The organism is Psychrobacillus sp. FSL K6-1415, from assembly GCF_038003185.1.
In the GTDB taxonomy this organism is placed as follows: Bacteria; Bacillota; Bacilli; order Bacillales_A; family Planococcaceae; genus Psychrobacillus; species Psychrobacillus psychrodurans.
On the sequence record NZ_JBBOOQ010000001.1, the window covers coordinates 692,654 to 705,213 of the forward strand.

The 12,560-nt window shown below is 39.5% G+C and carries 9 protein-coding genes; all 9 read left to right on the forward strand.

Annotation, left to right across the window (positions count from 1 at the left end):
- Window positions 1-2 precede the first annotated feature (2 nt).
- Window positions 3-485: an ECF transporter S component gene (locus tag MKY60_RS03405; RefSeq protein WP_241595121.1), complete on the forward strand. Its 483-nt coding sequence runs from the start codon at window positions 3-5 to the stop codon at window positions 483-485.
- Window positions 478-1,140 carry a hypothetical protein gene (locus MKY60_RS03410; RefSeq protein ID WP_340928579.1) on the forward strand — a complete coding sequence of 221 codons (663 nt, stop codon included), beginning with the start codon at window positions 478-480 and terminating at the stop codon, window positions 1,138-1,140. The genes MKY60_RS03405 and MKY60_RS03410 overlap by 8 nt, the downstream gene beginning before the upstream one ends.
- Before the next feature lie 459 nt (window positions 1,141-1,599).
- Window positions 1,600-3,756: a (Fe-S)-binding protein gene (locus MKY60_RS03415; RefSeq protein ID WP_340928580.1), complete on the forward strand. Its 2,157-nt coding sequence runs from the start codon at window positions 1,600-1,602 to the stop codon at window positions 3,754-3,756.
- 157 nt (window positions 3,757-3,913) lie between these two features.
- On the forward strand, window positions 3,914-5,122 hold the full coding sequence (locus MKY60_RS03420; protein WP_340928581.1) for an acetyl-CoA C-acetyltransferase: 1,209 nt from the start codon (window positions 3,914-3,916) through the stop codon (window positions 5,120-5,122).
- A complete protein-coding gene (locus tag MKY60_RS03425) occupies window positions 5,119-5,970 on the forward strand; it encodes a 3-hydroxybutyryl-CoA dehydrogenase (RefSeq protein WP_340928582.1) in 852 nt (283 codons plus the stop codon). Before MKY60_RS03420 ends, MKY60_RS03425 begins: the two co-directional genes overlap by 4 nt.
- Before the next feature lie 14 nt (window positions 5,971-5,984).
- Window positions 5,985-7,121 (forward strand): acyl-CoA dehydrogenase, encoded by a 1,137-nt coding sequence (locus MKY60_RS03430; protein WP_340928583.1) that lies wholly within the window; start codon window positions 5,985-5,987, stop codon window positions 7,119-7,121.
- Window positions 7,122-7,247: 126 nt separating this feature from the next.
- Window positions 7,248-8,387 carry an acyl-CoA dehydrogenase gene (locus tag MKY60_RS03435; RefSeq protein WP_340928584.1) on the forward strand — a complete coding sequence of 380 codons (1,140 nt, stop codon included), beginning with the start codon at window positions 7,248-7,250 and terminating at the stop codon, window positions 8,385-8,387.
- Window positions 8,388-8,396: 9 nt separating this feature from the next.
- Entirely contained in the window at window positions 8,397-9,014 is a 618-nt protein-coding gene (locus tag MKY60_RS03440) for a TetR/AcrR family transcriptional regulator (RefSeq protein WP_093493806.1), read from the forward strand.
- Window positions 9,015-9,053: 39 nt separating this feature from the next.
- Entirely contained in the window at window positions 9,054-12,311 is a 3,258-nt protein-coding gene (gene icmF / locus MKY60_RS03445) for a fused isobutyryl-CoA mutase/GTPase IcmF (RefSeq protein ID WP_340928585.1), read from the forward strand.
- Window positions 12,312-12,560 lie beyond the last annotated feature (249 nt).

The following is a 12,560-nucleotide window of genomic DNA, read 5'->3' on the forward strand; positions in this document are numbered from 1 at the left end:
ATATGAAACTTCGATTACTAACACTTGCAGCTATGTTTTCAGCACTATGTGCAATCGGGGCATTTATTAAGGTTCCAGTTGGCATCGGAAGTGCTGCCATGGATACAGTACCTGCACTTATATCAGTATCCTTTCTGCCTCCAATTTATGCGGGAGCAGCATCGTTAATTGGTCATTTATCTTCCTCTTTATTTGCAGGGTTTCCGTTAGGTCCATTGCATTTAATCATTGCTGCAGAAATGTTCGTCATTTTATTCGTATACACTAAGTTACACAAAGCAGGGCATCATGCATGGAAATGGATATTCTTTATTTTTGCAAATAGTGTGCTAGCAACCCTTCCGTTTTACTGGATCATTTCACCTGCATTCTTTGCGGCGGCACTTCCAGGTATCACACTTGCGACTATATTAAATGCTTCAATTGCTATGATTGTCTCACCAGTGGTGGAGCGAGTAATGAAACGGATGAAAACTCATGCGTAATGCTATTTTATTGCCAAATGGCTTTGTTTTGACGACGGATAACTCCGCAGGGATCGGCGAAAAAAAGGCTGACATAGTTTCAACACCAGACGAAATCGTTTCCTATTTCGCAGCAAGAGTCGCATTACTAGAACAATGGGCAGCTGGAGCAACTCCAGTATCCATAGTAGTTCATAACTTCTCAGGAAATCAAAGCTGGGGCAAATATGTCGTCGGAATAGAAAAGCTATTTAACGAAGTCGGTGTAAAGTGCCCGGAAATTACCGGCAGCAGTGAGACCAATGTGGAAACGCTACAGTCAGCAATCGCTGTGACAATACTAGGTGAGCAACAAATTGAAAACTCTAATGAAATTCGCTGGTATGTTTATGGCAAGCCAAGTGTCGGTGAAGAAGTCATTAGCGATGGCGATAAAATCGCTGACTTGAAAAAAATTAGTGAAGCAATAAGTCGAGGGCTAGTGCATCAGGTGTGGCCAGTAGGATCTACCGGAATAAAAGGCGAATGTGAACGACTTGGGCTGAAAGACTATTTAGTTGATTGGGATGTAGAAAAATCTGCAGGACCAGCTACAACTGTGTTACTTGGAATTGATATTATTAAAGAAAAAGAAGCAAAACTTCATTTTGGCGATTATTTTGAGGCTATCTCATAAGGAGATGGCTTTTTGTTTTGGAGAAATATGCTCCCTCTTTCGTATAAGGAGGATATTAACTAATTTACTTGCTCTCGCCAGTCATTTACTTGCGTTCTCCGTTGCTTTACTAGCTTTCAATATAGAAATACTTACGGATTGATTATGATTACTTGCGCTTGTATTGAATTTACTTGCTTTAAGGATAATTATTCCATAATTTTGATCTTGGAAAGTGGGAATCTCTCGTTTAAGTTGGCATTACTTTCGTATAGAACGTATTCCTACACGATAAATTTTTAACTTCAGTAAACATCCAATTTACAGAAAAAAATACAAAATTCGCATCAATCCGAATAAATAACTGTTGACTGAATGCTCATTCAGTTTTAATATGGAATTACTTATATATTAGTTAAAGAATCTAATGTATTATTCTATTCATAAAATCATTTTACAACTCAGAGGGGGAGAAATAAGATGAATCCATTGTTAATCGCAAACTGGGTACTGTTTATCGCAGTAGTTTTGTATGCTTTAGGATTGTTCGCATATTTGTTGAAAACAAGATATACGTACATCAAACTAGGGAAGAAAGTCGAATTTGAAGATAATGTGAAGGAAAGACTTCGCAAAATTTGGGTGTATGTTTTTGGTCAAAAGAAACTATTAAAAGATAAAAAGAGTGGAGCAATTCACGTTATGTTCTTCTATGGTTTCTTACTTGTACAACTAAGTGCTATTGATTTTATTTGGAAAGGCTTAGCACCTGGTTCACATTTACCGCTTGGACCATTGTATCCAGCGTTTACGTTTTTTGAAGAAATTGTTACATTAGTAATTTTAGTTGCTGTCGTTTGGGCATTTTACCGTCGTTATATTGAAAAGTTAGTTCGCTTAAAGCGCGGGTGGAAAAGTGGCTTGGTGCTAATTTTCATCGGCGGATTGATGGTTTCCGTTTTAGTTGGTAACGGTATGGCAATGATTTGGCATGGTCACGAAGCAACTTGGTCAGAGCCAGTTGCATCTTCTATGGCGTTTATTTTTGGCTGGTTACCTGAAGCTGCTGCAATAACGGTATTTTATATCATGTGGTGGGTACATTTATTATTCCTACTGTCATTCTTAGTGTATGTACCACAATCAAAGCATTTCCATTTAATCACAGGACCAGCAAATGTATATTTCCACCGTTTAGACAAAGTTGGTAGATTACGTCCGATCAATTTTGAAGAAGAGGAAAACGAAGACCCAGAAGCTGAAGAAGAAATGCCTTCGTTCGGGGTTGGTCGTATTCAAGACTTTACACAAGCACAAATGATTGACTTATACGCTTGTGTGGAATGTGGACGCTGTACGAATATGTGTCCCGCAACTGGAACAGGGAAAATGCTATCTCCAATGGACTTAATCGTGAAGCTGCGTGATCACTTAACATTTACTGGAGCAATAGAAACGAAGAAAAAACCTTGGGTACCAGCACTAGCTTTCCAAGGAACAAAAGGCAATCAGCTTGCGATGGCTGCTGGAGCAGAAGGTGCAGTAATTGAAGATATGTATAGCCCATCTCTAATTGGAGATGTCATTACTGAAGAAGAAATTTGGGCTTGTACAACTTGTCGTAACTGTGAAGACCAATGTCCGGTTATGAACGAGCATGTAGATAAAATTATCGACCTTCGCCGATACCTAGTAATGACAGAAGGAAAAGTAAATCCTGATGCACAACGCGCAATGACGAATATCGAGCGCCAAGGAAATCCATGGGGACTTAATCGTAAAGAGAAAGAAAACTGGAGAGATGCTCGTCCAGATATCCATATTCCAACAGTGAAAGAAGTTTCAAAAGCGGGAGAAGAATTTGAATACCTATTCTGGGTTGGTTCGATGGGATCATTTGATAACCGTTCGCAAAAAATTGCATTATCTTTCGCACATTTGATGAACGAAGCAGGAGTGAAATTTGCTATTCTTGGTAATAAAGAAAAGAACTCTGGGGATACACCACGTCGCTTAGGGAACGAGTTTCTATTCCAAGAGCTTGCAGGATCAAATATTTCAGAATTTGAAAAAGCAGGGGTAACGAAGATTGTCACGATCGACCCACATGCATATAATATCTTTAAAAATGAATATGGTGATTTTGGATGGAACGGAGAAGTGCTCCATCATACAGAAATGCTATATGATTTAGTGCAAGAAGGTCGCTTGAAACCGCAATACGCAGTGGAAGAAACCATTACTTTCCATGATTCATGTTACTTAGGACGCTACAATGATGTATACGATGCACCTCGTGAGGTATTAAAAGCAATCCCTGGCGTTAAGTTAGTCGAGATGGATCGCAATCGCGAAACGGGTATGTGCTGTGGAGCTGGTGGCGGACTGATGTGGATGGAAGAACATGTTGGAAACCGTGTGAACGTAGCTCGTACAGAACAAGCATTAGAAGTAAATCCAACAATTATATCTTCTGGATGTCCTTATTGCTTAACAATGTTATCAGATGGAACGAAAGCGAAGGAAGTTGAAGAAACAGTTGGCACATATGATATTGCTGAACTTCTGGAGAAATCGGTATTTGGAGAATTCATTCCACCTGTGGAAGAGGAAGATTTAGAGCCTATCGTTCAATAGTATATTGCAAATAGTCTTATAGTTTCGTAAACTATTATTAAATAGCAAGGGAGTAAATTTTACTCCCTTTTTTCTTACTAATGAAATCGAGCGAGCGTTCAGTCGTTTTTTATTTTTTACAAAGTTGAAAGCGCATACAACGAAAAGGGGGATCTACATGACAAAAACAGTTATTTTGGATGGAGCACGTACGGCTTTTGGTAAGTTTGGAGGAGCATTGAGTGCTTTAACTGCCTCAGATCTTGGCGGAGTAGCAATTAAAGAGGCACTAAATCGTACAGGCATTAACCCTGAGCAAGTGGATGAAGTAATAATGGGGACTGTTATACAAGCAGGCCAAGGGCAAATACCTTCTCGACAAGCAGCAACTAAAGCAGGAATTCCCTGGTCAGTAAAAACAGAAACAATCAATAAAGTATGCGCCTCTGGAATGCGAAGTGTCACACTTGCAGATCAATTGATCAGACTTGGTGACGAGGAAATAATTGTAGCAGGGGGCATGGAATCGATGTCCAATGCACCTTACTATTTACCAAAAGGTAGATTCGGCTTGCGCATGGGGGATGCGACTATGGTCGACGGTATGGTTTATGATGGTCTGTCTTGTTCATTCCATCCTAAAAATGTTCATATGGGGACATACGGAAATTCGACAGCAGAAGCGTTTGAGCTATCTCGTGAAAAACAAGATGCTTGGTCGTTTAGAAGCCATGATCTTGCATTGAAAGCTATGGATAATGGAGTTTTAGAAAAAGAAATTGTTCCAGTCGAAATTCCACAGCGCAAAGGTGAACCAATCGTTGTAAAAGAAGACGAATCACCACGTCGTAATACATCATTAGAATCCCTTGCTAATCTAAAGCCAGCATTCGGAAAAGAAGGAACAATCACTGCAGGTAATGCACCCGGTATTAATGATGGTGCTTGTGCAATCGTATTAACTAGCGAAGAAAAAGCGCTGTCACTTGGAAAAGAAGCACTAGCGTATGTTCTTGGGCATGCAGAAGTAGCAATTGAACCTGAAAAATTCCCTCAAACACCTGGATTAGTAATTAATAGAATCCTAGAGAAAACAGGTAAAACATTAGAGGATATCGATCTATTTGAAATAAACGAAGCATTTGCAGCTGTTGCATTAGTGAGTAACCAGTTAGCTAGTTTAGACGAAGAAAAAGTAAATGTAAATGGTGGAGCAGTTGCACTTGGTCATCCAATAGGAGCATCTGGTGCACGAATCATATTAACTCTTGCATATGAATTAAAGCGACGTGGCGGTGGTATCGGTATCGCAGCAATTTGTTCCGGTGGCGGTCAAGGAGATGCCATCATGATCGAAGTTCCAAAAACAGGAGGCAATAAAGCATGAATATCCAAAAAGTATTGGTAATAGGAGCAGGTCAGATGGGATCTGGAATTGCTCAAGTATGTGCTCAAGCAGGATTTGACGTAAAACTGAATGATCGTGAACAACAATTCTACGATCGTGGTATCCAAACAATTAGTAAAAATCTTTCTCGCAATGTTGAAAAAGGTCGAATGACGGAAGATGAAAAACAATCAGTTCTAAATAAAATTACAATGTCACTATCTATAGAAGATGCTAACGATGTTGACCTAGTGATTGAAGCTGCGGTCGAAAATATGGAAATAAAACAGTCTATTTTCAAACAACTAGACGAAATTGCACCGGCTCATACAATTTTGGCTACAAATACGTCCTCTTTACCGATTACAGAAATTGCTGCTGCAACGAATCGTCCAGAGCAAGTAATTGGGATGCATTTCATGAATCCTGTTCCGGTAATGAAGCTAGTGGAAATCATTCGTGGACTCGCTACATCGGATGAAGTATATACAGCAATTGAAGAAATGACGAAGAAACTAAACAAAGTTCCAGTAGAAGTAAATGACTTTCCTGGATTTGTATCTAACCGCATTTTAATGCCAATGATCAACGAAGCGATCTACACGCTATATGAGGGTGTTGCAACAAAAGAAGCTATTGATGATGTGATGAAAATGGGGATGAATCACCCAATGGGACCCCTACAACTAGCGGACTTTATAGGTCTAGACACTTGCCTCTACATTATGGAAATCTTACATGAAGGATTTGGTGACAGTAAATATCGTCCATGTCCGTTGTTACGTAAATATGTGAAAGCCGGATGGCTAGGAAAGAAAACAGGTAGAGGTTTTTATATCCACGAATAAAAGGGGCATTTAAGATGGAATTAAAATTTACTGAAGAACAACTAATGATGCGCAACATGGTCAGGGATTTTGCTAAAACAGAAATTGAACCTTTTATTGAACAAATGGAGCAGGGAGAGTTCCCACGAGATATTTTGAAAAAAATGGGAGAACTAGGCTTGATGGGCATCACCGTTCCAGAACAATATGGTGGCTCTGAAATGGATTTTACAAGCTATGTAATTGCAATTAACGAACTTTCAAAAGTGAGTGCGGTAATAGGGGTAATACTTTCCGTTCATACTTCAGTTGGAACAAATCCAATATTATATTTTGGTAATGAACAACAAAAAGAGAAATACATTCCGAAGCTTGCGACTGGTGAATATTTAGGCGCGTTTTGCTTGACGGAGCCATCTGCGGGATCTGATGCAGGCGCTTTGAAAACAAAAGCTGTCAAAAAAGATGACTACTATGTATTAAACGGCTCTAAAGTATTTATTACAAATGGCGGAGAAGCAGATGTAAATATTGTTTTTGCATCGACTGATTCATCACTAGGTTCAAGAGGTATTACGGCATTTATAGTCGAGAAGGATACACCAGGATTCATCGTTGGAAAAGACGAACAAAAAATGGGTCTCCACGGATCTAGAACTGTCCAGCTTACATTTGAAGATATGAAAATACCAGTTGAAAACAGACTTGGTGAAGAAGGTGAAGGCTTTAAAATAGCAATGGCCAACCTAAACACCGGGCGTATTGGAATTGCAACACAAGCACTAGGAATTGCAGAAGCTGCTTTCGAAGCCGCTGTTGGATACGCAAAAGAGCGTGTGCAGTTCGGTAAACCAATCGCAGCGAATCAAGGGGGAGGGTTCAAGCTTGCTGACATGGGAACTGCAGTGGAAGCAGCAAGATTACTAGTCTACCGCGCAGCTAGCCTTCGTGAACAAGGACTTCCTTGCGGCAAAGAAGCATCGATGGCAAAACTATTCGCTTCCAAAACAGCAGTAGACGTTGCGATTGAAGCAGTTCAAGTATTTGGTGGTTATGGCTATACAGAGGATTACCCAGTAGAACGTTATTTCCGTGACGCAAAAATCACCGAAATTTACGAGGGCACAAGTGAAATTCAACGCATCGTGATCGCGAAGCACTTAACTCATTAAACTAAAATTTGAAAAGCAATTCTATTCTATAAAATAGAGATTTTCGGAAGAACATAAGAATCCGAGAGACCCATCAAGTTGCTCCAAAAAACAACCAAACTTAAACCAAAAAAGGCGGGATATACAATGAATTTTCAACTTTCGGAAGAACATGAAATGATTCGTAAAATGGTAAGAGACTTTGCAGAAAATGAAGTAGCGCCAACAGCTGCAGAACGAGACGAAGAGGAACGTTTTGACCGTGAGATTTTCGACAAAATGGCTGAGTTAGGTTTAACAGGAATTCCTTGGCCTGAAGAGTACGGTGGAATCGGTTCCGATTATCTTGCATATTGTATCGCTGTAGAAGAGCTTTCACGCGTTTGTGCGTCTACAGGCGTAACTTTATCTGCACATACATCGCTTGCAGGTTGGCCGATTTTCAAATATGGCAATGAAGAGCAAAAACAAAAGTATCTTCGTCCAATGGCTGAAGGTTCAAAAATTGGTGGGTATGGTTTAACTGAAGCAGGTTCTGGTTCAGATGCAGGCGGTATGAAAACTACTGCAAAATTAGATGGCAATCATTATGTATTAAATGGCTCTAAAATATTTATTACGAATGGTGGAATTGCTGACATATACGTTGTCTTTGCAGTAACAGATCCTGAATCCAAGCATAAAGGAACTAGTGCATTTATCGTAGAAGCAGATTTCCCAGGATTCTCTGTTGGTAAAAAAGAGAAAAAATTAGGAATTCGTTCGTCTCCAACTACTGAAATTATTTTCGATAATTGCCGCATTCCTAAAGAAAATCTTCTTGGTGAAGAGGGGCAAGGGTTCATTATCGCTATGAAAACATTAGATGGCGGACGAAATGGCATTGCTGCACAGGCTGTAGGAATTGCACAAGGTGCACTAGATGCATCGGTAAATTACGCGAAAGAACGTGTTCAATTTGGTAAACCGATCGTTGCAAACCAAGGGGTATCTTTCAAGCTTGCAGATATGGCAACATCAATAGAAGCATCTCGTTTACTTACATATCAAGCTGCTTGGTTAGAGTCAAATGGTCTACCATATGGCAAAGAGTCGGCAATGGCTAAACTGATGGCTGGTGATACAGCGATGAAGGTAACAACTGAAGCTGTTCAAGTATTTGGCGGATACGGTTATACGAAAGATTATCCGGTAGAACGTTATATGCGCGATGCAAAAATTACGCAAATTTACGAAGGAACACAAGAAATTCAAAGATTAGTAATTTCTCGTATGTTAACTAAGTAATCGATGTCTATGGAAAAGAAACATGAAGTAAAGACATCGGTGAAAGATGAGAATCTTATTGAAAAAAGAAGAGAGCAAATGATTCGTGCAGCCGTTACTTTATTCAAAGAAAAAGGGTTTCACCGCGCAACTACAAGAGAAATAGCTAAAGAGGCTGGCTTTAGTATAGGGACTTTGTATGAATATATTCGTACAAAGGAAGACGTTCTCTATCTGGTTTGTGACAGTATTTACAATGAAGTGCACAACAGATTGTCGCAAATTACTTTAGAAAATGGTACTGCAGAAGACTTAAAAACAGCGATCCGTCACTACTACGGCGTAATCGATGATATGTCAGACGAGTTCGTAGTTATGTATCAAGAATCTAAGTCACTCCCAAAAGGTGCGCTGGAATATGTACTAGCGAAAGAATTAGAAATGGTCGAAATCTTCCATAAAATAATTATTGGCTGTATTCAAGCACGGGAACTTGAATTAACAGACGCACAGGCACATCTTTACGCACATACATTAGTCGTTCAAGGACAAATGTGGGCATTCAGAAGATGGGCACTGCGCAAGGAATATACGATTGACCAATTCACAGAGCTACAAATCGAATTATTACTTCATGGGATGAAATAAAACAAACACGTTCACATACAAACAAGGGGGAATATCAGCATGTCTACTGTAGAAGTATATCGTCCAAAAAATCATGTGCGATTCGTTACAGCATCCAGTCTTTTTGATGGACATGATGCATCCATTAATATAATGCGTCGCATTTTACAGGCTAGCGGAGCAGAGGTTATTCATCTAGGACACAACCGCTCTGTAGAGGAAGTAGTAAATGCTGCAATTCAAGAGGATGTACAAGGAATCGCCATATCTTCCTATCAAGGAGGGCATGTTGAGTATTTTAAATATATGAAAGACTTACTCGTCGAGCGTGGTGCGCCACATATCCGTATTTTTGGCGGGGGCGGCGGAGTAATTATTCCGAAAGAAATAAAAGAACTACAAGAATATGGTATTTCCGGCATTTTCTCACCAGAGGATGGCCGTAAATTAGGATTACAAGGAATGATCAATCAAATCCTAATGGAATGTGATGTAGCAACAGAACCAAATGGGGTAAAAGAAGAAATTGCAAACGTTACTACGGAGAATCCAGAGGTACTTGCCCATTTAATCACCGTAGCAGAAGAGGCACATCAAACGCATAATGAAGAAGCGGTTGAAATGCTAAAGCAAGCAAAGCAATTATCCAAAGGTACTCCAGTACTTGGTATTACAGGTACTGGTGGAGCGGGAAAAAGTTCGCTCACTGATGAATTAATTCGCCGTTTCCTACAAGAGCTTCCAGATAAAAAAATTGCTGTTCTATCTATTGATCCAACAAAGCAAAAAACAGGTGGGGCCCTACTGGGAGACCGAATTCGTATGAATGCAATATTCAACAAGCGTGTATTTATGAGAAGTCTAGCTACTAGAGGCTCACGTACAGAATTATCAGGAGCACTAGCTGATGTATTAGACGTTGTAAGAGTTGCTGGTTATGACATGATTATTGTAGAAACTAGTGGAATCGGACAAGGGGATGCGGAAATTACAAATGTATCGGATGTATCGATGTATGTAATGACCAGCGAGTTCGGAGCACCTTCTCAATTAGAGAAAATAGACATGATTGACTATGCTGATTTAATCGTTATCAATAAATTTGAGCGTAAAGGGTCAGAAGATGCACTTCGCCAAGTGCAAAAGCAATATCAACGTAGTCGAGAGCTTTGGCATGATGATCTAGATACGATGCCTGTTTATGGAACCATTGCAAGTCAGTTTAATGATAAAGGAACAAATTCATTATTTGCAGCACTTGTTGCTACGTTAAATGAAAAGACAGGATCTGCCTGGGAGACATCTTACGACCAATTTGTGAAAACACAAAAGCAGAACGTTATCATACCGAATGATCGCCGCTATTACTTACGTGAAATTACGGATGCTGTCCGAGGATATCATCGCAAGTCTGAAGAACAGGTTGGCTTTGCAAGAAGACTTTTCCAGCTTGAAGGTGCAATCGAGCAAGTGAAGGAAAAAGCTTCAGACGACGTACTAGTCCAATCTCTCGAATCATTAGCTACAGGTGTTCGGGATGAACTGACTGCAGAATCTAAACGTATTCTAGAAAACTGGGCTACTTTAAAAGAAGCTTATACTGGGGACGAATTTATCACAAAGATTCGAGATAAAGAGATTCGTACAATTCTTCGTACAGAAAGCTTATCAGGAATAAAAATTCCCAAAATAGTACTTCCTCAATTCGTAGACTTTGGAGAAATTTTACGCTGGGTATATAAAGAAAATGTACCAGGTTCATTTCCTTATACGGCAGGTGTTTTTCCGTTTAAACGAGAAGGAGAAGACCCGAAACGTCAATTTGCAGGAGAAGGAACACCTGAACGAACAAATCGTCGTTTCCATTATTTATCGAAGGATGACGATGCGAAACGCTTATCGACTGCATTTGACTCGGTGACACTATATGGAGAAGATCCTGATCATCGTCCGGATATATACGGAAAAGTTGGAGAGTCTGGTGTTAGTATTTGTACATTAGAGGATATGAAGAAGTTATATGATGGCTTTGACTTATGTGCACCTTCTACATCTGTTTCAATGACGATAAATGGTCCAGCTCCAATTATTCTAGCGATGTTCATGAATACAGCGATTGATCAGCAAGTACATCTAAAGGAAGAAGAACTGGGACGTACACTTACTGTAGATGAGTTTACACAGGTTAAGACTACTACATTACAGGTTGTTCGAGGAACTGTTCAAGCAGATATATTGAAAGAGGATCAAGGTCAAAATACATGTATTTTCTCAACGGAATTTGCACTTCGAATGATGGGGGATATTCAACAATATTTTATTGACCAAAAGGTTCGTAATTATTATTCAGTGTCTATTTCGGGGTATCATATTGCAGAAGCAGGGGCAAACCCAATTTCGCAACTGGCATTCACGCTGTCGAATGGCTTTACTTATGTAGAGTACTATTTAAGCCGCGGCATGCATATAGATGACTTTGCACCTAACTTATCGTTCTTCTTCTCGAATGGATTGGATCCAGAGTATACTGTTATTGGACGCGTTGCTCGTCGTATTTGGGCAGTTGTAATGCGTGACAAATATGGCGCAAATGAACGCAGTCAAAAGCTGAAATACCATGTACAAACATCTGGTAGAAGCTTACACGCTCAAGAAATTGACTTTAACGACATTCGTACGACGTTACAAGCATTGATGGCACTTCAAGATAACTGTAATTCGCTTCATACGAATGCTTATGATGAGGCAATTACAACTCCTACAGAAGAATCAGTCCGTCGTGCAATGGCGATTCAGATGATTATTACAAAGGAGCATGGACTTTCGAAAAATGAAAATCCTCTACAAGGTGCTTTCATTGTAGAAGAAATGACAGACCTAGTAGAAGAAGCTGTTCTATCTGAATTCGATCGTATTAATGACCGTGGTGGTGTACTTGGTGCAATGGAAACGCAATACCAAAGAGGAAAGATTCAAGAAGAATCTATGCACTACGAGATGAAAAAACATACTGGCGAGCTGCCTATTATCGGGGTAAATACTTATTTAAATCCTAATCCTGCTTCCGAAGAGGATATTAATAATATGGAAATTGCCCGCGCAACAAAAGAAGAAAAAGAAACACAAATAAGCAATCTTCGAAATTTCCAACAAAAAAATGAAGCTGAGGCAGAAGAAGCTCTTGCTCGCTTGAAGCAAGTTGCTGTTACTGGCGGTAACATTTTTGAAGAGTTAATGACAACTGTTCAAAAGGCAAGTCTTGGTCAAATCACGCATGCTTTGTATGAAGTTGGCGGACAATATCGTCGAAATATGTAAAAGATTGGTTACAGAAAAATAAAGTTTAGTGTTCCGATGAATATCGGAACACTTTTTTCCTATTTTTTTGTATAATATACCTAGTATGTAGTAAAGGAGAAGTTGGATGAAAAAACCTGTTCACATTTTGGTCATTATAATTCTCTTACTACTTACTATTTTTCTATATAACAAACAACTAGCCTCAATTCCATTGCTTTTAATATCGTTTTATTTGTTTACTGTTGTAGGAAGTAAAATTTCTCTTTT

Bases quoted from the DNA above. Each gene is read 5' to 3' on its own strand.
- MKY60_RS03405 (WP_241595121.1), top strand. From the start codon at position 3: ATGAAACTTCGATTACTAACACTTGCAGCTATGTTTTCAGCACTATGT.
- MKY60_RS03410 (WP_340928579.1), top strand. From the start codon at position 478: ATGCGTAATGCTATTTTATTGCCAAATGGCTTTGTTTTGACGACGGAT.
- MKY60_RS03415 (WP_340928580.1), top strand. From the start codon at position 1,600: ATGAATCCATTGTTAATCGCAAACTGGGTACTGTTTATCGCAGTAGTT.
- MKY60_RS03420 (WP_340928581.1), top strand. From the start codon at position 3,914: ATGACAAAAACAGTTATTTTGGATGGAGCACGTACGGCTTTTGGTAAG.
- MKY60_RS03425 (WP_340928582.1), top strand. From the start codon at position 5,119: ATGAATATCCAAAAAGTATTGGTAATAGGAGCAGGTCAGATGGGATCT.
- MKY60_RS03430 (WP_340928583.1), top strand. From the start codon at position 5,985: ATGGAATTAAAATTTACTGAAGAACAACTAATGATGCGCAACATGGTC.
- MKY60_RS03435 (WP_340928584.1), top strand. From the start codon at position 7,248: ATGAATTTTCAACTTTCGGAAGAACATGAAATGATTCGTAAAATGGTA.
- MKY60_RS03440 (WP_093493806.1), top strand. From the start codon at position 8,397: ATGGAAAAGAAACATGAAGTAAAGACATCGGTGAAAGATGAGAATCTT.
- icmF (WP_340928585.1), top strand. From the start codon at position 9,054: ATGTCTACTGTAGAAGTATATCGTCCAAAAAATCATGTGCGATTCGTT.